18 protein-coding genes are annotated in these 24782 nt (G+C 56.1%); 11 read left to right on the top strand and 7 right to left on the bottom strand.

The window, feature by feature from the left end; genetic code table 11:
* Positions 1-5 precede the first annotated feature (5 nt).
* Positions 6-563 carry a porin family protein gene (locus ACQCLF_RS03500; protein ID WP_426984899.1) on the bottom strand — a complete coding sequence of 186 codons (558 nt, stop codon included), beginning with the start codon at positions 561-563 and terminating at the stop codon, positions 6-8.
* Positions 564-828: 265 nt separating this feature from the next.
* Entirely contained in the window at positions 829-1092 is a 264-nt protein-coding gene (locus ACQCLF_RS03495; RefSeq protein WP_426984898.1) for an EF-hand domain-containing protein, read from the bottom strand.
* A 299-nt stretch (positions 1093-1391) separates the two neighbouring features.
* On the opposite strand from ACQCLF_RS03495, the gene ACQCLF_RS03490 reads away from it, so the two are divergent.
* From ACQCLF_RS03490 to ACQCLF_RS03480, 3 genes are all read left to right on the top strand, one after another.
* A complete protein-coding gene (locus ACQCLF_RS03490) occupies positions 1392-2885 on the top strand; it encodes an ATP-binding protein (protein WP_426984897.1) in 1494 nt (497 codons plus the stop codon).
* 245 nt (positions 2886-3130) lie between these two features.
* On the top strand, positions 3131-3451 hold the full coding sequence (locus tag ACQCLF_RS03485) for a hypothetical protein (protein WP_426984896.1): 321 nt from the start codon (positions 3131-3133) through the stop codon (positions 3449-3451).
* A complete protein-coding gene (locus ACQCLF_RS03480; RefSeq protein ID WP_426984895.1) occupies positions 3444-4808 on the top strand; it encodes a sigma 54-interacting transcriptional regulator in 1365 nt (454 codons plus the stop codon). The genes ACQCLF_RS03485 and ACQCLF_RS03480 overlap by 8 nt, the downstream gene beginning before the upstream one ends.
* 126 nt (positions 4809-4934) lie before the next feature.
* On the opposite strand, the gene ACQCLF_RS03475 is transcribed toward ACQCLF_RS03480, so the two are convergent.
* Together ACQCLF_RS03475 and ACQCLF_RS03470 are read right to left on the bottom strand one after the other, a co-directional pair.
* Positions 4935-5687: a PEP-CTERM sorting domain-containing protein gene (locus ACQCLF_RS03475; RefSeq protein WP_426984894.1), complete on the bottom strand. Its 753-nt coding sequence runs from the start codon at positions 5685-5687 to the stop codon at positions 4935-4937.
* 171 nt (positions 5688-5858) lie between these two features.
* Positions 5859-6260, bottom strand: coding sequence for an alpha/beta hydrolase family protein (locus ACQCLF_RS03470; protein WP_426984893.1), 402 nt, complete (start codon positions 6258-6260; stop codon positions 5859-5861).
* A 47-nt stretch (positions 6261-6307) separates the two neighbouring features.
* Between ACQCLF_RS03470 and pbpG the strand changes: the two genes are divergently transcribed.
* Entirely contained in the window at positions 6308-7297 is a 990-nt protein-coding gene (pbpG, locus tag ACQCLF_RS03465; RefSeq protein ID WP_426984892.1) for a D-alanyl-D-alanine endopeptidase, read from the top strand.
* A gap of 7 nt (positions 7298-7304) precedes the next feature.
* Here the strand turns inward: pbpG and ACQCLF_RS03460 are convergent, their stop codons facing one another.
* The 3 genes from ACQCLF_RS03460 to ACQCLF_RS03450 all read right to left on the bottom strand — a co-directional run bounded on the left by ACQCLF_RS03460 (position 7305) and on the right by ACQCLF_RS03450 (position 11221).
* The gene (locus ACQCLF_RS03460) at positions 7305-10280 is read right to left on the bottom strand and encodes a TonB-dependent receptor domain-containing protein (protein ID WP_426984891.1); all 2976 of its coding nucleotides are present in this window, start codon (positions 10278-10280) and stop codon (positions 7305-7307) included.
* 236 nt (positions 10281-10516) lie between these two features.
* A complete protein-coding gene (locus ACQCLF_RS03455) occupies positions 10517-10675 on the bottom strand; it encodes a YqaE/Pmp3 family membrane protein (RefSeq protein ID WP_426984890.1) in 159 nt (52 codons plus the stop codon).
* 66 nt (positions 10676-10741) lie between these two features.
* A complete protein-coding gene (locus ACQCLF_RS03450; protein ID WP_426984889.1) occupies positions 10742-11221 on the bottom strand; it encodes a DUF4112 domain-containing protein in 480 nt (159 codons plus the stop codon).
* A gap of 349 nt (positions 11222-11570) precedes the next feature.
* Here ACQCLF_RS03450 and ACQCLF_RS03445 point away from each other — a divergent pair, with 349 nt between their 5' ends.
* From ACQCLF_RS03445 to ACQCLF_RS03415, 7 genes are all read left to right on the top strand, one after another.
* Positions 11571-12341: an IclR family transcriptional regulator gene (locus ACQCLF_RS03445; protein ID WP_426984888.1), complete on the top strand. Its 771-nt coding sequence runs from the start codon at positions 11571-11573 to the stop codon at positions 12339-12341.
* A 404-nt stretch (positions 12342-12745) separates the two neighbouring features.
* Positions 12746-15460: a TonB-dependent receptor gene (locus ACQCLF_RS03440; RefSeq protein ID WP_426984887.1), complete on the top strand. Its 2715-nt coding sequence runs from the start codon at positions 12746-12748 to the stop codon at positions 15458-15460.
* A 151-nt stretch (positions 15461-15611) separates the two neighbouring features.
* The gene (locus tag ACQCLF_RS03435) at positions 15612-18470 is read left to right on the top strand and encodes a hypothetical protein (protein WP_426984886.1); all 2859 of its coding nucleotides are present in this window, start codon (positions 15612-15614) and stop codon (positions 18468-18470) included.
* A 191-nt stretch (positions 18471-18661) separates the two neighbouring features.
* Complete coding sequence (locus ACQCLF_RS03430; protein WP_426984885.1) at positions 18662-20335, top strand: sodium:solute symporter family protein; 1674 nt, start codon at positions 18662-18664, stop codon at positions 20333-20335.
* 85 nt (positions 20336-20420) lie between these two features.
* Positions 20421-22700 carry an FAD-dependent oxidoreductase gene (locus ACQCLF_RS03425; RefSeq protein ID WP_426984884.1) on the top strand — a complete coding sequence of 760 codons (2280 nt, stop codon included), beginning with the start codon at positions 20421-20423 and terminating at the stop codon, positions 22698-22700.
* A gap of 11 nt (positions 22701-22711) precedes the next feature.
* Entirely contained in the window at positions 22712-23743 is a 1032-nt protein-coding gene (gene galE, locus ACQCLF_RS03420; protein WP_426984883.1) for a UDP-glucose 4-epimerase GalE, read from the top strand.
* The gene (locus ACQCLF_RS03415) at positions 23740-24780 is read left to right on the top strand and encodes a UDP-glucose--hexose-1-phosphate uridylyltransferase (RefSeq protein ID WP_426984882.1); all 1041 of its coding nucleotides are present in this window, start codon (positions 23740-23742) and stop codon (positions 24778-24780) included. The genes galE and ACQCLF_RS03415 overlap by 4 nt, the downstream gene beginning before the upstream one ends.
* The last annotated feature ends 2 nt before the right edge of the window (positions 24781-24782 follow it).

Genomic DNA, 24782 nt, shown 5'->3' with positions numbered 1-24782 from the left:
GAAAATTAGAAGCGCAGGCGCAGACCGACTTTTACAGTGTCGAGGTCGGTGTCGTCCACACCTGGCCAGTCTTCCACAGCAGTATCGATTTTGTAGCGATCATATTCGATAATCATGCTGAGGTTGGTGGCCAAACGGATGTCGGTACCCACGCCGAAGAACGGGTCGTCGCCGTCAGTGCTTGCACTGCCAAGGTCGCTGTCGACGTCCACGTCCCAGAAGAATTGACCAGCTTTGGCGTAGATGCCCCAGCTGTCAGTCAGGGGAAGGCGACCGATAAGCGCTACGCCGTAACCCTCTGCGTCGGCTTCAACTAAGTCGCCACCGTACTCTCCGAAGAAAGTAGCGCTGGCTTCCAGACCGAGGTAGGGGTTAAAGAAGCCACCGAAGCTGAATTCGTAAAAATCCTGATCGTCGTCGAAATCACCACCGCGAGCTTTAAAGCCGCCGTAGGCGCCTCCGATATACACATGGGAGTCGTCTGAATAGCGGTCCTGAGCCATCGCTACGCCAGAACTCATTGCCATCAAACCAGCGATACCATAAGCAATTGACTGTTTCATAATAGCGTTCCTCTTTGATTGTGTTTCGACAAGCATGTCTCTTTAGAAACCGTCCGGTGAGTCCTTTCGAATTCGTTCCTCCGAAAACACCACGCGGAGGCTGTGAATGAAAACTTTACGGGTTGTTTACCGCTCTGGATCACAGCAAGTCCTTTTGCCTTTGATCAATGTCCAGTTCCTTCCAGATAATCGCAGTCCTTCGCCAGAGGCGGCAAGCGCCATCCTGGGAGCTTGCCAGCCATTTCCCTATCGGAAATTTTCAGCGTTACTGCTGATACTCCGATTGCGACACTTTTCCGTCTCCGTTACGATCCATGGACTTAAAGCGGCTGTCGCTGATTCCGCTGTTTTTGGCTTCTTCCTTGCTGATGCTTCCGTTACCGTCCTGATCGATAACGGAGAAGGCGGAGCCTGTACCTGTACCTTGAGGCTGTGCTCCTTGATTCTCACGAGTGGTGTCCTGAGCGACCACTGAGAGGCTTCCCAGCGAAAGTAACGCACTTGCAGCAATGACAGACAGCGTTTTCATAAATCACCTCATCGTTCCTGGTTGTTGGTGGTTGCCAGCGATTGTCGTGTTGGCGAATGGGATATAGCGAACACTGTGCCAGCTCTTTTAAATTTCTTTAAAATCAGTGAGTTATGGGATTTATGGCCGATTTGGAAGCGGCTTGTTGTTAGCGGAGTGTTGCAAAAGTGCGACAGCGTACTGGTACAAATGTCGCTAACCCGTTTAATATCAGGGGTCTGCAGGCTGTTGCTAAAAAGCAACAACCCGCTTAACTATTGAGAGAAAGTCTCTTTCAGAGGGTGCAAAGGAGTCATTCTGTGGCCAAACCTCGCCGGTTATCGCTATACCAGCAATGGTTATTGATTGCGTTGATCACACTGGTGCCGATTCTTTCCCTGATCGCCTACGCGTCGTGGGCGTTCTACCAGCAAATGCATGTGCAGCGTATGCTTGGGCAGCGGGCCGAGGAGCTCAACAGCCTGCAGACCGAGCTGGATAGCCAGATTCGGGACCTGGAGCGTTTCGCCCGGCAGTATCGTTTGCTGCGTGATGTGTCGTTTTTGGAGCCGTATCGCGAACAGTATCGAGCGGTGCAAGAGGGGCATGTTGCCATTCGGCGTTTTTTGCACCGGGAGTCGTCGCAAAATATCCCGCTTGTTGCCAATCCGCAACAGCGGTTACTTCGTGATCAAATTAATCAACTGCAAACCGTGCTTGGCGCACTGACAGAAACCGAACTGATCGCTGTGGAAGATACCGTGTTCTCTACACACATGGTGTCGCTGAGCCGTGCCCGCAGCGCATTAACGGAAGCCATTGCGAATTATACAAACGCGTTGAGTGCCCGGGGCGAAATTGCGCTGCAAAGTATTTTATGGCGATTGTCGCTGCTCGGCATTATCAGCATCCCCGTGACGTTGACGTTGCTGGGGCTTGGGTTTTGGCAAATGATCAAGCCGATCCGACGTTTGTCGATGGCCATTCGCAATCTGGGACACGGTGATTGGGATACGCCGATTCGTGTGTCCGGCCCGAAAGATTTCCAGGTGCTGGGCGAGCGGCTCGAGTGGATGCGCGGGCAGTTGCTCGCGGCCGACCAACAAAAACAGGTATTCTTGCGACACGTTTCTCACGAGTTAAAAACACCGCTTTCCGCCATTGTTGAGGCCGGCTCCCTGTTACAGGATGAAGTGCCCGGCCCAATTAACCCGCGCCAGCGCTCTGTGTTGCGGATTTTGATGGAAAACTCACAGAGTCTGCAGGAGTTGATCCAACAGCTGTTGAACTACAATGTCATCACACACAATGTGGCCGGATCGCCCCAGTTGGTGAATATGACCGCACTGTGTGAGCGAATCATTGCACGGCTCTCTCAGCCGAATCTGAGACACCAGGTAACGTGGGAATACAGTGGTGAGGTGGACCAGTTACAGGGTGACCCGCAACTGCTGGAAATGGTGGTTTCCAATCTGATGTCCAATGCCTATCACTACTCTCCCGGAGGAGGTGTGGTGCGTATTGCCTGGGGAATGGAGGGCGGTTTCGCCTGGCTATCGGTGACCGATGAGGGGCCGGGGATTGCCGAGGACGACCGTGAGACGATTTTTCTGCCGTTCGCCCAGGGAGCGGTGCGACGCAGCGGTGCTGTGCACGGTAGTGGCGTCGGACTGGCGATCGTCAAAGAATCGGTGGACCGGCTGGGGGGAGAATTGCAATTAACGTCTGAAGTGGGCGTCGGCAGTTGTTTTCTGTTGCGTTACCCGGTGGGTGGTAACAACTACCCGGATGATTCCAACGTGGAGAATGTTTGATGAAACGCATAGCCTTGTGGCTCTCAGCCTCTGTTTTGATCAGCGGCTGCAATTTGTATCAGTCTCAGGGAACAACGCCAGCAACGGCGTCAGGGAATACAACGGGGAATACAGCGGAAAGTGCCTGTGGGCCAACAGCTGGTTCCGGGCAGCCAGAAGGCCGCGGTGGGAGCGGCAGCTTTCCCGACCTGGAGTCTTTACTCGCATTCCGGGAGCAAGTATGTCAGCTGTCCGAACAAGAGCGAATGGCCCTGCGCGATCAGTATCGGCGGGCGGAAACGGATGAGAATGTAATGAGTCAATTGATGCTGGCGACTTGTCGGCCGGATCAGACCCCAGGCTTGCTGGCCAACTCTTTGGTGCTGGCGCGGAACATTGAGGAAACCCCGAGGGGATTCGATGCTCTTCTGCAGTTACTGTCTGCGGAGTCACGTTCTTACGCTTTACTCGAACAGCGCCTGCGCGATACGGAACAGCGCCTGGAAAATACCATCGAGGGTATTCGAGCCATCGAAGCGGAAATGGGCAAAGGCGTGGACACATCAAGGGAGGCGCCCGATGAGTGAGCCAGCAAAAGAGCCGGCGGCGGAGCCACTGATTCTGCTCGTGGATGATGACCCCAGCATTTTGCAATTGTTAAGCATGCGGCTGGGGGCTTCCGGGTATCGGGTATTGACGGCGGAGGACGGTGAACAAGCGTTGAGCCTGCTGGAGCACGAACCGGTCTCGGTGGTGGTGACCGACTTGCGCATGGAGCCTATGAACGGCATGACGCTGTTTGCGCACATTCAGCAGCAGTGGCCGAACCTGCCGGTCATTATGCTCACCGCCCACGGCTCCATACGCGAGGCGGTGGATGCCACTCAACAGGGCTTATTTTCTTTTTTAACCAAACCGGTGGATAACCGCGAGCTTCGGCAGGTGCTGGAGCAGGCCGTGGAGTTAGGGGTGAACGCACCGACGCCCGAGTCAGGCTGGTCCGATGCGATTATCACCCGCAGTGACTTGATGTACCGTCGTTTGGAGCAGGCTCGCCGACTGGCCCGAAGTGACATCAACGTGTTGATCGGTGGTGAGAGCGGTTCGGGCAAGGAGCTGCTGGCGCAGGCGCTGCATAAGGCCAGCGCGCGTGCTGAAGAACCGTTTATCGCGGTGAACTGCGGGGCCATTCCTGCGGATTTGCTGGAGTCCGAACTGTTCGGGCATGTAAAGGGGGCGTTCACTGGTGCGACAAAGGATCGCGAAGGGTTGTTTGTCACCGCCAATGGCGGCACCTTGTTTCTCGATGAGATCGGCGATATGCCGATCAATCTGCAAGTGAAACTCCTGCGAGTGCTTCAGGAACGCAAGGTGCGCCCTCTGGGCTCCAGTTCGGATCGAGATATTGATGTACGCGTAATCTCCGCAACCCACCGCGATTTGGAGCAAGCCATCGCTGAGCAGCAGTTTCGTGAGGATCTCTACTATCGACTGAATGTCTCGCAGCTGGCTTTGCCGTCGCTGCGTGAGCGTAAAGAGGACATTCCGCTGCTGGTCCGGCATTTTCTCAACGAAATTGCCGATCGCACGGGCGACGCTGTTCGTCAGCTTTCTCAGGGGGGGCAACGCTTGCTGTTGCAATATGAATGGCCCGGCAATATACGACAACTGCGCAATGTTGTGGAGCAACTGGTGGCGCTGTCCCCCACACCTGTGCTGGCTGAGGCGCTGGTGGCCGAAGTGATGCCCGAGCAGGAAGCACCCGCTCTGGTGCCGTTAAAGGAAGCGAAAAAACAGTTTGAACGGGATTATGTCGTGCGGTTGCTGCGAATGACGGGAGGCAATATTACCGAGGCGGCCCGGCTTTCTGGGCGAAACCGGTCGGATTTCCATAAAATTATGAAGCGCCACCAGTTGGAGAGCGAGCCTTTTCGTTCAGAGTAGGGTGGGTCGTTCAGAGTAGATAGAGCGGGTCGTTCAGAGTAAGACGGGTTGTAAAAATAATCGACGCTGTGTTTCAGCCACCCTTAATCGCCTTCCCTGGCATCAGGTCGTAAGGTAAAGCCGGTATCAGCGCACGCGTTGACGAGCGCGCATCAGCGCCAGCAGACCCATGGCAAGCAGCAGTAAAGAGCCAGGTTCCGGGACGCTGGCCTTGGTCACGGCAAGCAGGTCCTGTGATTTGTGCGACTTCAGCGTGTAAAAGTCGTAAACACCGCTTTGAACGTTCTGCCCGTCAAGAGCGCCAAGCCATTGTTGTGCCACTGTTTTGGCACCGGAAAAACTGTCGGCATGGAAATCATGACCCCAGAAACCACTGGACCAGCTGAAACCGGTTTGTTTATCCAGATTGAAGTCTTCGGCTCCCTCATTGATGATTTCCCACAAAGCCAGTTGAAAGGCGGCGCTGTTGACGCTGCTGCTTTGGGAATCTTCATAAAAGGTGGAGAACAGGCGGTCAATATAAGTGCCTTTGCTGTTACCCTCGAAACTGCCGAGCCCGCCAAACACTTCATAGCTGGTGCTTTGATGGCGCAAGGTGGTGTCAATTTCGATACAGAAAGCGCTCAAGCCGTCGTCCCATGCGGCAATACCACTGGAGTTATGGCTGGTGGTGAAATCAAACTCACCGGCCTGGACGTTCTGGCTGTTATAGCTGGGCATACCGAAAAAGCTACCCGCTTTGTCGTAGATCTTGCCGCTCGGCGCACCGACCAGATTGTTCTGGTAAGTCAGTTTAATGCTCGCGGCATGCGTTGCGGCCGACAGTACAACAGCGGCGCTGGCGGTCAGGGCCAGTAGTAGAGTGCGGAAGGTGTTCATAGCGGTTCCTTTGCATCCATAAAGGGGGTTAAAGGGGTGAGCCGGGACCGTCGCATCAGCGGCCGGGATCCAGTGCTTGAACCGACCTAAGCAAAAAGCACTCCAATTATAAAATATTCTTTATAAATCAGTGAGATATCGATGTTTTAGGTGTTTTTGGCGTTTAAATCATCAGAAAATGTCAACTTCTTCGACGCTTCCATCACAATGTGGCCAGTGAGGAGGACTTTCCCCGGAGCCACTGCAGGACGGTTGCGAGGCTCGGCGCGAGGCCTGAGATTCCTGCGCGAGAAACTCTGCAGCGGATTCCAGGTCCGACACATTGCTGCTGAACGTGGTGTGGGAGAAGTCGCCATCACTGCCGCCGAGGCCGGTAAAGTCAAAACGCAGAACGGCGATGCCCTGTTCGGCGAGGGAGTGGGCGATTCGGGAGGCGGCCACGACATCCTTGCCGCACGTGAAACAGTGTGCGAATAACGCAAAAGCCTTCGGCTCTGCGCCGTCGGGCAGCTCTAAAGCACCGCTCAATGTGTGGCCCTGGGCGTTGGTAAAGTCGACTTTCCGGCGTGGCATAATAGCGCTCCATGTATCGTTCAATAACCAGAGAGGAAAATCGGTTTATGCGCAATTCGTTGGCGGCGGGAGCACGGTATATTGCCCGATATCCGGCTCGGTATAGCGCCGTGGTATTGCTGGGACTTAGCCTGGCGGCTGGGGTCCAGGGTGAGGCTAACCCGGAGGTTGAGATTAATCCGGACCCGCTGCGATTGCATTTGGCCTCTGTCAGCGCGGCAGTGGCGCCCATCGGAGCGAGCGCGCCGCTGTACCATAAGCGCGGGGATTGGGTAATGCCGATTGCCTCGGTCACCAAATTGATGACGGGCCTGGTGGTGCTGGATTCCGGCGCCGATCTGGATGAATGGCTGATGGTGGAAGAGCGGCACTTTCCCGCCGCGGCCAATGCGTTTTCCCGGCTGCGTCCAGGCTCGGAGGCGCCGCGCAGGGAGTTGTTGCGCATCGCCTTGATGTCGTCCGAGAACTACGCGGCCTACTTATTGGCGAGGCATCACCCGGAGGGCTATGACGCCTTTATCCAGGCGATGAACGACAAAGCGCAGGCACTGGGGATGACGCGTACCCATTTTGTGGATTCTTCCGGTCTCTCGGATGAGAATGTCTCCACGGCCGATGACCTTTTACGGCTGGTGAACGCCGCCTATGCCAGCCCCGCGCTGCAGGAGTTGTCCACCGGCGGACGGCACAGTGTGCGCTTTCGAAAGCCCGGTTATACCTTGCATTATGGCAACACCAACCCGTTGGTTCACAGTAGCCGCTGGGACGTGGCCTTGACCAAAACCGGTTATCTGAACGCTGCGGGGCGCTGTCTGGTCATGGTGACCGAGATGGAAGGTGAGCCCATGGCCGTGGTGCTGCTTAATTCGTTCGGTACCCGTACCCCTCTGGGAGATGCCGGGCGTGTCCGGCGTTGGCTGGAAACCGGGGACAGCGGCCAGGTGGCGGCCGCCGCTCGGCGTTATGAGCAGGAAACGGTTAGCCAGCGTGAAGCCAGTGGAACCCCGCCCTCCACCATGATGGCGGGGGACGGTTAGCGGCGGGTTACCAACTCCAGCCCACGGACAGCTTGGCGGTTCGTGGCGGGCTGGCCAGGTCCCGTTGGGGTACTCCAAAATCGGGGTTGGGATCACCAGGGCTGCCGCTGTATAGATCGAACGACCGCCAGTTGTGGGTATCGAACAGGTTCAGAATATCGAATCGAACGCGAAATTCGGAACCAGAGACCACTCCGTCGGTAGAGAAGTGCTTGCTGAGCGCCAGATCGAACTGGCTGAAATCCCCGTCGTCCGGTTCGATGCGATCCAGAAAACAATCGTCATTCCCGGCCAGGCAGTTGGTGTATTGCTGCGGACTGCTGGAGGCCCAGGTCAGTTTGCCGGACAATAAAATATCCCAGGGTAAGTCCAGCGTACCGGTGGCGACCACGCGGTGGTCCGGGACGCCGACGGCATCCTGCCAGCCGTAATAGGACACATCCGGGTAATCCAGCGCGTAATTCGAGGTGTAGGCCACATTTTCTTGCGCATCGCTGTAGGTATAAGCCACGCTGACTCCCCAGTTGTTGTAGTGGGGGTGCTCGATTTTCAGGTAAACCGAGTTGGTTTTGGTCTCCAGATCATTATTGGCCAGAATGATGTCGCCGTAGCCTTCGGGATTGAAACCCCAGGGCGCTCCCCAGGTGGTACCGGGCGCAAAGAAGGCGCCGCCTTCGCGGCGGTTGCCCAGCAGCCAGTTGAAACCGTCCTTGCCTTCAATGCGCGACAGGGTTAGCTCGGTGGCCCAGTCGCCCCAGGTGCTGCGAATCCCCAGGCTGAACTGATCGGAGTACGGCGTTTTCAGGTCGTTGTGCAACAGGTTTACTTCCCGGCCGGCGCCGGAGACGCTGGTTTGCAGTTCGGCGAGGCCGTCGGGCGTTAAATAAGCCGGGTCCCATGCCACGCAGTTGCTGCCCTCGCACGGGTTGTCCGGATCGCCTTCAAAGTTGATAGTCGTGCTCGCGAAAGTGCCTTTGGTCTGCTCGATTTGGATGTAATCAAACTGGTTGCGATCATAAGACCGTCCGTAACCGCCAAACAATACGTGAGTGCCATCGGTGTCCAGATCATAGGAAAAGCCCAGCCGTGGTGCCCAGGCGTCTTTGAAATAATCCCGGTTATGGCCGTTGCTGATCCACTGGTTAATGTCGTAACCGGCGTTTTGAATGTTGTCCCAGTCGCGCAGCGCGGTCACCAGGTCGTCGGGAGTCACAAAGTTTTTATACGCCGGGGTCTCTTCATAATCCCAGCGTACCCCAAGGTTTAGTGTCAGGCGGTCAGTGATGTACCAGTCATCCTGTATGTAAATACCAACTTGCCGGTTGTCGGATTCGATGCTGCCGAGATTGTCGGTGCCCTCAATGCCCAGACCCCACTCAACCCGGTAAGGCTGCACCAGGTCGAAACGGCCCTCACCGTCGAACTCCACGTTGTAGTAGAACTGTGGGTAATAGGGAATTTGCTGGCTGGATCTGAGCGTGACCTCCTTGTACTTGATGCCGGTTTTGATGACGTGATCGCCAAACCAGCTAATATCACTGAACGTGATATCGTTCTGCAGCGACCATCCTTCCTGGCCTTTGTTCTGGAAGTTGGGGCCTGCACCAAAGGCCAGAATACGATCGCCGCCACCGTTTTCCAGAATGGTTCCATAGCCTGTAGAGAGTGGGCGCGGACGCCAGAAGCTGTCTTCATAGGTAAAGCGCAGCTCGTTTTCCAGACCATCGCCGGTATAGGTGTGCTTAATGTTCACCCGGGTGTCTTCCAGATCCTTGCTTGAACCGTAGGACACCGCTTCCGTCCCGCCAAATCCGGTGGTTTCGGCTTCCTCTCGATATTTGATCGACGCTTCAATCGCGTGGGAGCTGTTGATCATCCAGTCGATTTTTCCGAAAAAGAGGTCTTCCTGGAATTGGGACACTTTGCGGCCCGTCAGGTCGCGGTATTGCGCCGGCAATTGCCCCGAAAGGCTGCCCGCGATGATATCGCGCGGATCTTCGTTGTTCTTGCGTTCGTAGGCGAGGAAGTAATGCAGCTTGTCGCGAATGATGGGCCCGGATAAGGTAAGGCCATACTGCTCCTGGGATGAAGCCACTTTTTCTCCCGCATCATTTTCCAGCGGTGTGGCCGAACGTAAACTCTCATCGGTGAAGTCGTAGAAAATATCGCCCTTGAATTCATTGGTACCGGATTGTGTGATGGCAGTGATGGCTGTACTGCCCACATGCTCGTATTCGGCCTTGTAATTCTGGGTGATGACTTTGTATTCCGCCACGGCCGATTGTGGAAACGGGTTGCCCCGGCTGGAATCCTGACCGGTTACGCCGCCTTTTAGCACGTAATCCTTCTGGCTGACACCATCGAGAAAAACATTGACGCCTCGTTGGTGCTGGGCTCCGCCGCGAATACTGGTGCTGCCGTCGGCGCCCTGGTTTAATTGGACCCCCGGTGCCAACTCGGCAAACGACAGGAAATTGCGGTTGATTTGCGGCAGGCGGTTCATCAGTTCGGGGGTGATGTCGGTGCTGACGCCGCCGCCCTGAAAGCTGTCCACCTGCTCGGAGGTCACCAGGATTTCTTCCGTCGGTTGCACATCCTGCTGCGTCACCGTCATTTCGTTACCGCTGGTGTCATTCGTTGCGGTGTCTTCCGCGTTGACGTTCAGACGAGCATTTTGCCCGACGCGCAATGTCACCTCTTGCCCGCCTGCCTCCTGTCCTGAAAGATGTATGCGGTAGGTGCCGGGGCGCAGACCGACAAACGTGTAGCTGTTATTGGCGCGAATGCGTGTCGTGTAGGTGTAACCCCGTGCGACATCCACGGCCACGACTTCGCTGCCTTCTTCGACGGCTTCTTCATTGAGAATTTTACCGCGCAGGCTGGCGCTTTCAATTTGGGCATTGGCGGGCAGGGTGTGCAAACCGGCCGTAGCGATGAGTACCGAGAGGGTGCTTTTCCTTAACCAGTGGCAATAGCGGTTCATAGCGAATCTCCTAAATAAAGCTATTTAGTGGGTCGCTCGCACGCTGTTTGCAAAGGGGTCGATCTTGTATCGCACACCGGTCATGGGGCTCAAAGGCACTCAAGCCGGTGTGTCGTGTATCCCAACGACTCCATGGTGGCGCGTCGATTGGGGGTGAATCAAGGACTATTGTGCGTTGGCGGGCTTTTTACGCCGAAATTGTGAGACAGTGGGCACTTCCCGCCAACGCTCGGGCTTCATCGCCGCGCAATAATCCACACGGCATGGACAATGCCGGGTATATAGCCAAGTAAGGTCAACAGAATATTGAGCCAGAAGGCGCCTTTGAGACCGACTTGTAAAAACACGCCCAACGGCGGCAGCAAAATAGCCAGAATAATACGGATTAGATCCATAACAACACTCCTTCGATATCGTGGTGGGTTTTAAAAAGCCCGGTTTAACCATTGGCGTTTGACACGTTACATCGTGGTTATCGCCTGCCAGATCGCCCCGATCAGCGTCACCATTAGCCAACCGATGGCAATTACGATGGCGAGTACCGTCACAATCAACACCGTAGCCAGGGCCCGGCTTTGCCAAACGGTGCGTGTCGGTTGGTCCTGATAGCGGCGTAAGAGTTCCACATTGCGCCGATTCGCCCGCCACGCGACGTCAAACAGGTCGCCCAGCAATGGAATGGCACCCACCATGGCATCAATCAAAATATTAAAAACCATGCGAACCAACACCGACAGTGGTGCGCCCATTCTGGAGGCCTGATTAAGAATATAGCACGAAAGCAGCGCACCAACGGTGTCGCCAACCACTGGTACCAACCCGATCAGCGGGTCAACGCCCAGTCGTAAGCGAGTGCCGGGTATCGGGACAGCACTGTCCAGATACCATGCCACCCGATCCAGTTTTTTCAGGGAGGTGGTCTCCGTTTTGCTGTTGTTCATAGGTTCCTTCTCATGTTGAGAGTCGTGTTGTGGCTCGTGTTGGGGCTCACCTTAGTGCAGGGCATCCGTCGCCTGCGCTTAAACGTATAGCATAGGCTGATGCGTTTGACGATGCGAATGATTGCAAATGCCTGACAGTGGTTTGAGACTGCCCCCCAGGGGAGGTAGTTCCCTACCGCAATGGCTGCCGACGGCCCGCAAACTTCCAGGATCAGGTGCTGCACCGTCTGGAAGAGGAGGAAAGAGAGGTTTTCAACTGGCGGGGAAAGTGCTGGGTGAGAGTGCCCGGCGTCTTGACTCTCTTATTATAACTCTCGACAATAAGTGAACTATTGAATGTGGATGTTGCATGGTCGAGCAGAGTTATCTAGAGCGCAAGCTGAAATCCTATGGCACACAGCTCAATATGAGTGTGCTCGATGGTATTGAAACCCTGCAGGCGATCACTTCATTTGATCGCCCGGTTGGGGGGCGTGAACTGGCGCGTTTTCTGGAGCTGGACACCACCCGGGTCAATCGCTTGTTGCGCACCCTCGCGTTCGCGGGCTTCGTGCGCAAAACCGCCGACCGCAAATACACCATTGGCCCCGCCATGCATGTGCTGGCGGCCCAGAGTTTATTTGCCTCACGCATGGTGTCCCATGCGGTTAAGCCCCTGGAGGAGTTGCGGGCCTACGGAATGGTGGTCGCCATGGGGGTGTTGTGGAAAGACAAGGTGACCTACCTCTATCACGCCCTGCCGGAGTTGAGTTCCATTGAGGCGCTGGGGCGGTTGGGGTACTTTCCGGCGACGGCCTCCGGGGTCGGCCTGTCGCTGTTGTCGCAAGTGGATGATGACGAAGTGGTTCACTTGTACGAGAACAAAACCATTCCGGGGTTCCCCGAAGGCATTGCAGCGCTGCAAGACAAGTTGATTGAAATTCGCGAACAGGGCTTTGTGCGCGTACGCACCAGCTACCGTACTCACTTGCCCGAAGGGGCGGTTACCCTGGCCGTCAATATTGGTAACCCGGCGCACAGTGCCATTGCACTGTCCGGTGACATACCGGAAGAGCGCACCGAAGAGCTGGTGGCCGTTCTGCGGGAGAAAGCGCTGGATATCGAAAACCACATTCGCTAAGCGCTAGCCCCCGGCTTCGCCGTCAGCGCCCTGGGGTTCCCGACATTTTCTCTACACTTTCCTAATATCCCCTCTTTACCCCCTACCTCCCCATCCCTTTCTTCCCATCCCGTCGGGTCATAGCTCCCGGCTGATAAGGCGGGATAAATCGGGCCGGGATCCTGTGGGCATCGGCGGTCTCGGCGCCGATTTCCACTTAATAACCAACTGGAATAAAAGCGCTTCTTCTGAGTTTTGTATCTCATAAAGATACTTTTTTCTTGATTTGTATCTATTTTAGCCACAAAATGGGCTCAGGCTGCCGAATCGCTGTGGCTGTTCGGAGTCCAAACGCTTACTATTGAGGGTAAGTGCCATGGACGCCGTTATATCAATAATTACATTCTGTGCAGGAGAGTCTGCTTATGACCAGACAACCATTTCATAAAACCGTCCTGGCCCAACTTATCAGCGCCACACTGCTGGCCGGAGCGTCCGGTGCATCCCTCGCGCAACAAACGGGTCAACCCGATGATGCCAGTGCCGCCGCTCTGGAAGAAGTCGTGGTCCGTGGTATTCGCGGAAGTATGGTAGAAAGCCTGGATCGCAAACGCGAAGCCGACACCTTTGTCGAAGTCGTTGTGGCCGAGGATATTGGCAAACTGCCGGACGATAACCTGGCGGAAACCTTGCAGCGGGTTCCGGGTATTCAGGTAGAGCGCGAAGATGGGGAAGGCGTCAACATCACTATTCGCGGTATCCGCAACAACCGTGTGGAAGTGAACGGGCGGACATTGCTGAGTCCCTACGGTCGCGGCACTAACGCCGGAATTATGAATTACTTCCCCTCCGAAATCGTCGGCTCAGTCAGAACCACCAAGGTATTAACCGCCGATATGACAGACGGTGCGCTTGGGGGAACTGTCGATATCAAAACCCGCAAGCCGCTGGACCGAAAAGGCTTCTGGGGCGGTGCCTCGGCTGAAGGCACCCTCGCGGAGATGAATGACGACCAGGGGGTCAAGCTTTCCGCACAGGTAAGTAATACTTTCGCCGATGACACCATGGGTGTCATGTTTGGTGTGGTGCACGAGGATCGACCCATTACCGAAGACCGCTTCTACAGTAATGGCGACTGGCGCCAGGGCGCGCCTTACTCCAACCCGGAGAACAATGTTCAGGGTATCGTCGATCCGTATTACTATCAGTACGACCTGCGCTACCAGCGCAAAGAGGAAGAGCGGGAAAAATCCGCCGTAAATGGAGCCTTCCAGTGGCAGCCCTCCGATAATCTCGACATCAATGCCGACCTGTTGTACGCCGAGTATGACTATGCCCGCTCGCGTTCATGGGCCGGTATTATTCTCGACAAAACGCTGGAGAACTACGACCCCGACACCATCGTGGTGGACGAGCATGACGCCCGTGTGGCCGGTACGCTCGATACCAAAGTGGAAAGTAACCACGAGCGGTACCAGGGGGCTGACAGCTTCCTCACCGGTGGGCTGAACATGACCTGGGTGGGTGACAGTGGCCTGGAAGTGTTTGCGGAATACGCGTTCGGCAAATCCGAAACCACGCGGGATCAGCAGTTCATCCAGCTTTATACCTACGGTGAGGATGGCGCCGGTGTTCCGGTCAGTTATGACATTCGCGGCACCGACATCGCGTCGGTGGATATTCCGGACTTATCGAATCCGAATGATTTTACCGCGGCCACCTTTTATGACACTCGTGACATCAACGAAGCCGAAGAAGATTCCTTCCGGTTGGATGTGACCTATCCGATGGATGGGGTGATTACCTCGGTCAAAGCCGGTTTGCGATACTCCTCAATTAACGCCACGACCGCACAGTTCGGAAAATACGGCGCACCGCCATACGACAACCTGGAAGTGACCAGTTTGACCCGTGCGGGCCTCGGTAATACGCCGGTGTCGGATGCCGAATGGTTGCAAAATGCGGCGGTGGTGGTGGACACCTCTGATGTGCTTTCGGGCTCCGGGGCTAATGTGCCCAACCAGATTGTGGTGGTGGATACCGACCGTATCAATGGCGGTGGCTTCGGTTTCTCCGATGCGTTTTACGAGGCGCCGATTTCACGCTTCCCGGATATGGATTCAGAGGTAGAGGACACCATTATGTCCTACTACGTGCGTGCCGATTTCGATGCACTGGGCTGGACCGGGAACCTGGGCGTTCGTTACTCGGACACCTCTACCACGGTGGACAACTTCGCTTTGGTCAGCGGCGAGTATGAACCCTATGAAAAAGAGGGCGGTTATCAGGATGTACTGCCAAGCCTGATTATCAAAAGAGACCTGACGGAAGACCTGGTACTGCGACTGGGCGTCAGTAAATCCATCAGCCGACCGAGCACGCGTGTGCTGGGAGCAACCGGCACGGTGAACTTGATTGAGGATGATCCAGAAACGCCGCAGGATGAATCCGAAGGCTCTTCGGCTTCACTGCCCAATCCGGATCTGAAACCGCAGCGCGGCACCAAGTACGACGTGTCGCTGGAGTGGTACTTCGCACGCAACTCGGCCTTGGCCGCCGCCGTGTTCTACAACTCTCTGGATCGTCAGATTCTGGATGTGACCGAGCCCGGTACCATTCCCGGGTACGGCGACCAGGAGTTCAATATTCGCACTCAGGTAAACGGTGCCGGTGGTGAAATCAAAGGGGTAGAGCTGGCGTTCCAGCACGACTTCCGGGACCTGCCCGGCCTTCTGGGCAACACCGGGACCTCCATCAATTACACCTATCTGGAAAATACCACGGATGAAATCGATCCGCGCACTGGTGACCCGATTGGCCTGCAGGGCGTGTCCGAAAACAGCCTGAATATTCAGGTTTACTACGAAGACGACAAGCTCAGCTCACGGCTGCTGTATAACTGGCGCGATGATTATTTTGATCGCCTCGGTTACGAAGGCGCCACGGCGATTCTCAACAAGGGTGAGCCGTCCCTGGATGCGTCCATCAAATACTATCTGACGGATGCCATGTCCATCGAGTTCCAGGCGGTCAACCTGCTGGACTCACCCAAGTCAGAGTATGCGGGCTGGGAGCAATACGTTGCGACCTACGCGGAAACCGGACGCCGTTACTCACTGGGGGTCAGCGTTAAATTTTAAGTCGCCAGAGGGGTTTCGGTGCCGGTTGTGGCCGAAGCCCCGCGACGCGAATTATCGCGCAGTACTCGCAACGCCGTATTTCTATCCCGGCGCCTGGTGCCACTGTCTGATTTCAATGCTGCACCGACGTAAGCCACTATTTTGAGGGTTCATGATGCCTTTACGACATTTGTTACTGAGTGCTCTGGGGGCACTCTCACTCTGCGGATGCCAACTCGGCTCCGGGGCTAGTCCGGAGGGCGCGGACGCGACCGCTCGTGCCACCATCAATCGTGACTCGGTCACGTTATACGCCGACGATGGTCAGGCGCATCAATATTCGCTCGACTTCTATGTACTGTACCGGGAAGACGATCCGGAAATGCAACTGCGTCCGGCCAACCTGGATCATACGCCCTACAATGTGCCCACCTGGCTGGCCGTGGATCGTTCCAAAGCCGACCTGGAAACCGTAGAGCGTGATGCCGCGACTGCCGGTGACGGCTTTGATGCGTCGATTCTGGAAGGTTCTGCTGAGGCACGGACCGCGAACTATTTCGCCAGTGGTCGAGTGATCGCGGTCAAGCCGGATTCCGTGGAGCGCGTGGGCAACACCGTGCACCTGAGCTTTGCGGACCGCGACGAATTCTCCTTGAAAGCAAAGTTGACGCTAGATAGTGCTTATCCCTCATTGTCCTTCACGCTGCAACCGAAAGAAGGCGGCTTTTTCTCCGTCGGTTTTATGGGGGCACCCGCCTTTCCCGCCGAGCGTACTGAAGAAATCTGGCAACCCTTGATCTGGCAGGAGAAGTCCTTCCCGGATCGCTCCTATCTGACGCTCGCTTACCGGGCGCCTCTGCCCACTACACTGGTGCGTGCAAAGGGCGTGAACTATGGTGTCGTGGCCGATCCCAAAGAATTTCCATTCGACCCTTTGCCGGTGGCCGATAACAGCCGATTTGGCGTCGCCTTGCGCAACCCCAACGGCGACGCTCAGCCGATGTTGTTTTCACCGGTATTGGGTGGCTTTGAGTCAGAAATGCAACCGGGTGAGCGCTACTCCTTTACCTCGCACCTGGTCGCGGAAAAGGCGGATTCCATTACGGGCACTTACGAATCGATTGCTCGTCAACTGTACGACTTCCGCGATCATCGGAAAAATGGCATTGCCTCGTTGAACACCACGTTCCAGAACATCGTGGATTATTCTCTGACTGACTATGCGTGGTTTGAAAAGGAACTGAAGGGCTCGGCGTACTCCACGGACGTTCCCGGTGCCGTTAAAAACGTCACCAGCCTGAACGCGCTGGGGCTGGCGCTGGTTACTGATAACCGGGAGATGTTTGAAGACCGTGCCTACCCGACGCTGGAATATATGCTCTCGCGGGAAAAATTCCTCTTTAGTCTGGACCCGGAACAGAAAATCCAGAACCCGTCGCGCAACATGTTCGGCCCGATTGCGCCGATTTCCGAGTTGAGCGCGTTGCACAATATTCTGGGCGGCGCCAATGATTTCTTTATAAAGCTGGCCGAGGATGAATACAACAGTACGCGCATTCGCAACCTGGACGTTAAAGAGAATGGCGATACCTGGTGGAATTCGCTGTGGCTGTATAAAGCCAGCGGGGATGAAACGTATCTGAATCGTGCGGTGGAAGGTGCTGATGCCTATCTGGCCTCGCGCGTTGAAAAGGGGGCCAGCGAACCGGCCGGCTTCTTCTGGACCCAGTTCACTCCGCGCTTTATCGAGCTTTCAGAGTTGTACGAAATTACCGGTGAACAGCGTTACCTGGAGGCGGCGCGCGAAGTCGCCCGGCACTACACCATGTTCACCTGGATGGCACCGAAAATCCCGGATCAGAAAGTTCTCGTGAATAAAGATGGCAAGGCACCGATTTACTGGTATCTGAAGTCCAAGGGCCACGAGCAAATGTACATCGATGAAGAAGCCGTAGACGCCTGGCTGTTGTCGGAAATCGGTCTGACGGCGGAGTCGTCCGGCACCTCATCGGGGCATCGTGCGATCTTTATGGCCAACTACGCCCCCTGGCTATTGCGTATTGGCTATTACGCGGACGACACCTTTTTGCAGGAAGTGGCCAAGGCTGCCATCATCGGGCGCTATGAAAACTTTCCGGGTTATCACATCAACACCGACCGGACCAGCATCTATATGAAAGAGTCATACCCGATGCATCCGTTCAAGGAGTTGAGTGTCAACTCGTTTCACTTCAACCATATTCTTCCGATGGCCTCCATGTTACTGGATTACCTGGTCACGGATGTGTTTGTGCGCACCGACGGTCAAGTGAACTTTCCCTCCGAGTACATCGAGGGTTATGCCTATCTGCAAAACAAGTTCTACGGTCACGCGCCGGGCTCATTCTATGGTGAAGAGGGCGTGAACCTCTGGATGCCGAAAGGGCTGCTGGCTATCGATGATATTGAACTCAATTACATCAGCGGCTTTAAAGACAACGCGCTGTATCTCGCCTTTACCAACCAGTCCGATCAAACCGTCTCGGCGCGGGTGCAACTGAACGAAGCACTGGTGGACACAGCCGATTCGCTCTCGGTGACCCGCTGGCGCGAGAACCGCCTGGTCGGGACCGATTCAGTCAGTGGTGATGCGCTGAAGGTGCAGGTAGCGCCCAACGGCGTCACGGTGGTGAAAGTGGACGGGGCTACAGCGAAAACCGCCTTCCGTCAGAACTTCACTGGCCAGCCCGAGATCGCGCAGAACGACTATCAGGAGCTTGACGTAGGTAACGCTCGAGCCATGTTGATTCACCTGGGAGGTTACGGCGAGCGGGCTTATATCTACTTGAGAGATGACGACAACAAGGTCGCGTCCGCCACCTTGCGTTATACCGACACGCAGGGCCGTGAGCGCTCCGTGACGGATGATGAATTCCCCTATGAGTTCACGGTGGAGCTGCCGTCCGAAGCGTCCGGCTTAACGTTCGAGCTGGAGACGCGCGGTGTGGACGGTCGCGTGCGCCAAAGCGACCCGGTCACGCTGGGGCATTGAGAGCAGGAGCCTTTACGGGGAGCTTCGAGCTCCCCTTTTTTTGCCTCTGTTGAGCCCCTGACAGGGTAATAAAGGACAATATCCGGCTTTACAAATATCTTTAATAGATACATAATTGTTGGGTGGATGCGATGCTTTCCAAGTGCCATTCACTGGTAATTTCACAATAACGAGTGGCGGGAGACGCGAGAGTGAACAGCTTTGATTACGGTGTAGCGCTTTTATTTTCGCTTTTGGTGCTGGCCCTCGGGATGATGTTTTCCAGAAGCGGCAAGAACATGAAGTCCTTTTTCGCAGCGGGGGGTGCCGTACCCTGGTGGGTCAGCGGACTCTCCCTGTTTATGAGTTTCTTTTCGGTGGGCACCTTCGTGGTGTGGGGTTCCATCGCTTACGCCGACGGTTTTGTGTCGGTCATGATTCAGGCCACGATGGCGATATCCGGCCTGGTCATCGCTCTGGTCATTGCGCCCGCCTGGAATAAAACCCGCTCCCTGACGGCGGCGGAATTTATTTCTCGCCGATTGGGCGACAGTGTGCAGCGAAAATTTTCGGCCTTGTTTTTACTGATCAACCTGTTCACTGCGGGCGCGTTTCTGTACCCGGTGGGGAAAATTATTGAAGTGACCACAGGGCTGCCGTTGGAAGTCGCCATTCTGGCGCTGGGCGTTTTCATCATCGCCTACACCGCCGTAGGCGGGCTCTGGGCGGTACTGGTGACGGATGTCCTTCAGTTCACGGTGCTCAGCGCCGCCGTGGTGATCGTCGTGCCGTTGTCCCTCGGGGCGGTCGGTGGCGTTTCCGGGTTTCTGGACAAGGTGCCCGACGGCTTTATGGCGCTGCACAACGACGAATACAACTTGATTTTTCTCGCGGCTTTTACGGTATACAACATCGTGTTTATCGGTGGCAACTGGGCTTACGTGCAACGCTACACCAGCGTATCCAGCCCGCGTGATGCGCGCAAGGTGGGCTGGCTTTTCGGCGGGCTCTATTTATTGGCGCCCGTGGTCTGGATGATCCCGCCGATGGTCTATCGCGTTCTGGACCCCTCTCTTGCGGGCACCCAAGCGGAGGATGCGTATTTATTGATGAGCCAGAAAGTGGTGCCGGCGGGCTTGCTGGGCCTGATTCTCGGCGCCATGATTTTCGCGACCGCCAGCTCGGTGAACACCACCATCAACATTGCGGCGGGCGTTTGGACGCACGATATCTATCGCCATTTCAAGAAGCAGACCAGTGAGCGGGAAGTCATGCTGATGGCCCGCCTCTCCACGCTGGTGTTTGGTTGTATGGCCATTACCGTCGCACTGCTGGTGCAGACCATGGGCGGCATAGTGTCGGTTGTTCTGAGCGTCGCGGCTCTAACCGGGGCGGCGATTTATTTACCGCCGATCTGGGCGATTTTTTCCCGGCGTCAAACGGGGTTCAGCATTTTGACAACGACCATAGGCAGCCTGGCCACCAATCTCTTTCTTAAGTTCGGCTGGCCGTGGCTCGGTGGCGACGCGTTGGCCCGGTCAGCCGAAATGCTGGTGGGCGTATCGGTGCCGGTCGCGTTTCTTCTGGGTTTTGAGGGGTGGTATGCCTGGCGTAAAACCCCGAATCCGACCTGTGAGGCCTACCTGAAATATCGCGCGTCGCAAAGCGAGACGGCCGAAGGCGATGCGACCTCGGCAGACGCCAACCGTTACGCCGTTCGCATACTGCTGGCGGGCGTGGCCATGATTGGTTTGTTGATTGCAGCGCTCGGGATACTGGCGGAATCCGCCAGGCTGGCCACCGTACTGGTTGGCGTAGTGATTTTTATACCAGCGTTGTGGAGCCTTAAGCCGCTGCAGTGGCTCTCCAATAAAAGCAGCGAGTAAAAACGGGCTGTCGCTTGCCCGTCAACGAGCTGGGCAATGCGGCGACGCATTATGGGTTTGATCTGATTTTTTTAGGAATACGATTATGTTGTTACACGATGCTTCGCCCGAAGGGCGCCAAAATACCATCAAGCGCATTGACGCAGACTTGGTGGTGATCGGTGGAGGACTGTCTGGCTGCTGCGCGGCCATCTCGGCGGCGCGGGCGGGAAAAACGGTGTGCCTGATCCAGGATCGGCCCGTGTTGGGGGGCAATGCCTCCAGCGAAGTTCGCCTCTGGAGTCTGGGTGCCACTTCACACATGGGCAATAACAACCGCTGGTCCCGTGAAGGAGGCATCATCGATGAGTTGTTGCTGGAAAACCTGTATCGAAACCCGGAGGGCAATACTGTGATTTTCGATACCGTGTTGCTCGACAAGGTGCGAGCGGAAAGCAATATTACACTGTTGCTGAACACCGCCGTGTACAACACGGTAAAAGACGGCGCGCGCCATATTGCCGCCGTGCAGGCGTTTTGCTCGCAGAACTCAACGACTTACGATGTCCAGGGGCAGTATTTCTGCGATGCATCTGGAGATGGTCTTGTGGCGTTTCAGGCCGGGGCTGCGTTCCGGATCGGTGCCGAGTCCTGCGAGGAGTTCGGTGAAAAACTCGCACCAGAAAAAGCAGACACGGAACTGCTGGGCCATTCCATTTATTTTTACAGTAAAGACGTTGGCCGCCCGGTAAATTTTGAGCCGCCGTCGTTTGCCAGTATTGACAAAGTGACGCTGGATCGCATCAAACGCATTCGTCGGGACGATATCGGGCCGCGCCTCTGGTGGCTGGAATACGGTGGCAACTGCAACACGATTGAAGACACCGAGGAAATCAAGTGGGAACTCTGGAAAGTGGTCTACGGCGTGTGGGACTACATCAAGAACAGCGGCAACTTTGAGGGCGTGGAAAACCTGACGCTGGAGTGGGTCGGCACGATACCGGGCAAGCGCGAGAGCCGCCGCTTCGAAGGTCTCTACATGATGACTCAGCAGGATGTGGTGGAGCAACGGTCCTTTCCCGATGCGATCTCTTATGGCGGCTGGTCGATTGACCACCATCCCGGCGACGGCGTTTACAGCGATAAAGCGCCGTGCCGCCAGTTTCATTCCAAAGGCGTCTACCAGATTCCGTTGCGAAGCATGATCAGCAAGGACATCGATAACCTGTTTTTTGCCGGACGGATTATCAGTGCGAGTCATATCGCGTTCGGTTCCACTCGCGTCATGTGTACCTGTGCTCACGGTGGACAGGCGGTCGGGCAGGCGGTGGCGCTGTGTCTGGAAAACGGATGGCAACCTACGGAACTGCTCGAAACAGAACCTCTGGCGATGCTGCATGGCAGGCTCAATGCCATGGGACATTTTATTCCCCAAGTGCCTTCGGTATCGACCGATAATCTGCTCAGCCGCGCGACGCTGGAAGCGTCCAGTGAGCTGGCGCTGGAACAACTGCCGGTCGACGGTCCGTGGAGATCGCTGGCGGTGTCCGCGGCGCAATGGTTGCCGATGAAACAGGGCGTGAGCTATACAGTGCGCAGCCGCATCCGATCGGCGGCGGCAAATCGCTTAACGGTGCAACTGAGAGCCAGTTCCAAACCGGAGAACTTCACCCCGGATTGTGTCCTGGAAGAAATTGACGTGGCGGTCTCGCCGGGCGAGCAGGATGTGACGGTGACGTTCTCGAAAACGCTGCCCGCCGATCAATACGGCTTCATTGGCTTTATCGGGGATGAAAGCCTGGAGATTGCCTGCTCCGAATCGCGGATAACCGGGTTGGTCTCCGTCTTCAACGGTAAGAATGAGGCGGTGTCGAATAACGGTCGACAAGTGGCAGAGCCGGATAGCGGTATCGACGAATTTGAATTCTGGACGCCCGAGCGTCGTCCCGGTGGCCACAATCTTGCCTTATCGGTATCGCCGCCCATCAGTGATTTTTCCGTACAGAACTTGACAAGCGAGTACACCCGTCCCTATCAGCGCTCCCATGCCTGGGTGGCGGCGCCGGATGACGCCCAGCCAGAAGTCATCGCTCGCTGGGCCGAGGCGCAGACATTGACCCGCGTGACGCTTTACTTCGATACGGACTTTGATCACGCACTGGAATCGTCACTCTACGATCACCCCGAACGAACCATGCCGTTCTGTGTGAGTGATTACGAGGTCTATGCCGACGGCGATCGCTTGCTGAAAGCCGTGAGCAATAACTACCAGAGTCGCAATGAACTGGTGTTGGACGAGCCGGTGACGACGAAGACATTGCGTTTACGATTGAAGCGAAAAAGTGCGCAAGTGCCGGTCTCTCTCTTCGGGCTGAGCGCGAACTGAACAGAGGGCGCATGATGGAAAACACGATTCTGGTGACGGGCGGGGCGGGGTTTATCGGTAGTCACACCTGTATCGCTCTACATGAAGCCGGATTTCGGCCCGTGGTCCTGGACAACTTTTCTAATGCCAGTGTTAGAGTGCTGGATCAATTGGAGCGCATAACCGGACAGCGTTTTCCGCTGGTGCGCGGCGACATCCGGGATGCCGATCTGTTGCGCGACACCTTTCAGCGCTATCGCATTGATGCGGTGTTTCACTTTGCGGCGCTCAAGGCGGTTGGCGAATCTGTGCGGCAACCGCTTGCTTACTATGAAAACAATGTGAGTGGCTCTTTAGCACTGTTGCAGGTTATGCAACAGTGCGGCGTTCGGCGCATGGTCTTCAGCTCGTCTGCCACGGTTTATGGTGAGCCGCAATATGTTCCCATCGATGAGGCGCATCCCATCGGCTCCACCAATCCTTATGGCTGGAGCAAAGTCATGGTGGAGCAGTTACTGCGTGATGTTGCCTCGGCCGATTCGGATTTTCTCGCACTGGCACTGCGGTATTTCAACCCGGTAGGCGCCCATGAAAGTGGCTTGCTGGGGGAAGACCCCCTGGGCACGCCCAATAACCTGGTGCCGTTTATTGCTCAAACGGCCATCGGCCGCCGCGAACACGTACAGGTGTTTGGGTCGGATTACCAGACGACCGATGGCACTGGCGTGCGTGATTATATTCACGTCATGGATCTGGCCGAGGGGCATGTCGCCGCGTTTCGAACTCACTGCGGGGATTTCGGATTCAAGCCCTATAACCTGGGTACCGGGCGCGGCAGTTCCGTGCTCGAAGTCATCACCGCTTTCGAAAAGAGTTGCGGCGCACACATTCCCTGGGAAGCGGCACCCCGCCGACCGGGAGACGTCGCCGTGAACTGGGCCGATCCGGCCCTGGCCGTCAAACGACTTAACTGGCGAGCCCGGCGGGACCTGCAAACCATGACAGACGATGTCTGGCGCTGGCAGTCCGCTTACCCCAACGGCCTGCAGGAGCACACATCATGAGTACGCATCCTGCTGGCGTGCATCGCCGTAAAAATTTACTGACCGGTGACTGGGTACTGGTATCGCCGCATCGCAATAATCGCCCTTGGAAGGGTGCAACTGAGGCGACTCAAACCAAGGAAGTGTCCGCTTACCAGACTGATTGTGCGCTCTGCCCGGGAAATACGCGAGCCAATGGCGAGCATAACCCGCCGTACCGTGAGACCTTTGTCTTTACGAACGATTTTTCAGCACTTTCGGGACCGGACGCGACGCCCGCGTGCGACGGCGACGACGCGCTGTGGGTGAGCGAGGAAGTGTCTGGCGAGTGCCGCGTTGTTATTTTTTCTCCCGACCACAGCCAGTCGTTGCCGCGGATGACCGAAGCGGAGATCGCCAGAGTGGTCAACACCTGGGTATCGGAATTCAAGCGTTTGAAAACGACGTATCGCTGGGTGCAGGTGTTCGAAAACAAAGGTGAAGTGATGGGGTGTTCGCAGCCGCACCCGCACGGTCAGATCTGGGCCCACGATTTTGTTCCCTCGCTGGTAACCCGGGAGGATGAGTGCCAGGTGAATTACCACCAGCGCCATCACTCACCGTTGTTGCTGGACTACGCCATGCGCGAATCGCGCAGTGGGGCGCGTACCGTGGTGGAAAACGATGACTGGATTGCAGTGGTTCCTTACTGGGCGGCCTGGCCGTTCGAAACCCTGTTGCTGCCCAAACACCTGATCGCCCGGCTCGACGATATGCCCGAGCCGTTGCAGCATTCGCTGGCCAGCGCACTCAAGGAATTGACCGTTCGCTACGACAATTTATTCCAGTGCAGCTTTCCCTATTCCATGGGATGGCACGGTGCCCCGAACCATTTGAGCGAAACGGCGCACTGGCAATTGCACGCGCACTTTTTCCCGCCGTTGTTGCGTTCCGCCACCATCAAAAAACACATGGTGGGCTACGAAATGCTGGCAGAGGCGCAGCGCGACCTGACGCCCGAAGCTGCCGCCAGCGCATTGCGCGATGTCGGTGCTGTCCATTACTCAGAAAGGGGGTGAAG

Source organism: Marinimicrobium sp. ARAG 43.8 (assembly GCF_050113635.1).
Classification (GTDB): Bacteria; Pseudomonadota; Gammaproteobacteria; order Pseudomonadales; family Cellvibrionaceae; genus Marinimicrobium.
The sequence above is the reverse complement of the archived record's forward strand: the minus strand, read 5'-3'. Positions and strand labels throughout refer to the sequence as shown.

What these genes read in the sequence shown, in the direction of transcription:
- ACQCLF_RS03500 (WP_426984899.1), bottom strand. Translation starts at nt 563, where the DNA reads ATGAAACAGTCAATTGCTTATGGTATCGCTGGTTTGATGGCAATGAGT.
- ACQCLF_RS03495 (WP_426984898.1), bottom strand. Translation starts at nt 1,092, where the DNA reads ATGAAAACGCTGTCTGTCATTGCTGCAAGTGCGTTACTTTCGCTGGGA.
- ACQCLF_RS03485 (WP_426984896.1), top strand. Translation starts at nt 3,131, where the DNA reads ATGGCCCTGCGCGATCAGTATCGGCGGGCGGAAACGGATGAGAATGTA.
- ACQCLF_RS03480 (WP_426984895.1), top strand. Translation starts at nt 3,444, where the DNA reads ATGAGTGAGCCAGCAAAAGAGCCGGCGGCGGAGCCACTGATTCTGCTC.
- ACQCLF_RS03475 (WP_426984894.1), bottom strand. Translation starts at nt 5,687, where the DNA reads ATGAACACCTTCCGCACTCTACTACTGGCCCTGACCGCCAGCGCCGCT.
- ACQCLF_RS03470 (WP_426984893.1), bottom strand. Translation starts at nt 6,260, where the DNA reads ATGCCACGCCGGAAAGTCGACTTTACCAACGCCCAGGGCCACACATTG.
- pbpG (WP_426984892.1), top strand. Translation starts at nt 6,308, where the DNA reads ATGCGCAATTCGTTGGCGGCGGGAGCACGGTATATTGCCCGATATCCG.
- ACQCLF_RS03460 (WP_426984891.1), bottom strand. Translation starts at nt 10,280, where the DNA reads ATGAACCGCTATTGCCACTGGTTAAGGAAAAGCACCCTCTCGGTACTC.
- ACQCLF_RS03455 (WP_426984890.1), bottom strand. Translation starts at nt 10,675, where the DNA reads ATGGATCTAATCCGTATTATTCTGGCTATTTTGCTGCCGCCGTTGGGC.
- ACQCLF_RS03450 (WP_426984889.1), bottom strand. Translation starts at nt 11,221, where the DNA reads ATGAACAACAGCAAAACGGAGACCACCTCCCTGAAAAAACTGGATCGG.
- ACQCLF_RS03445 (WP_426984888.1), top strand. Translation starts at nt 11,571, where the DNA reads ATGGTCGAGCAGAGTTATCTAGAGCGCAAGCTGAAATCCTATGGCACA.
- ACQCLF_RS03440 (WP_426984887.1), top strand. Translation starts at nt 12,746, where the DNA reads ATGACCAGACAACCATTTCATAAAACCGTCCTGGCCCAACTTATCAGC.
- ACQCLF_RS03435 (WP_426984886.1), top strand. Translation starts at nt 15,612, where the DNA reads ATGATGCCTTTACGACATTTGTTACTGAGTGCTCTGGGGGCACTCTCA.
- ACQCLF_RS03425 (WP_426984884.1), top strand. Translation starts at nt 20,421, where the DNA reads ATGTTGTTACACGATGCTTCGCCCGAAGGGCGCCAAAATACCATCAAG.
- galE (WP_426984883.1), top strand. Translation starts at nt 22,712, where the DNA reads ATGATGGAAAACACGATTCTGGTGACGGGCGGGGCGGGGTTTATCGGT.
- ACQCLF_RS03415 (WP_426984882.1), top strand. Translation starts at nt 23,740, where the DNA reads ATGAGTACGCATCCTGCTGGCGTGCATCGCCGTAAAAATTTACTGACC.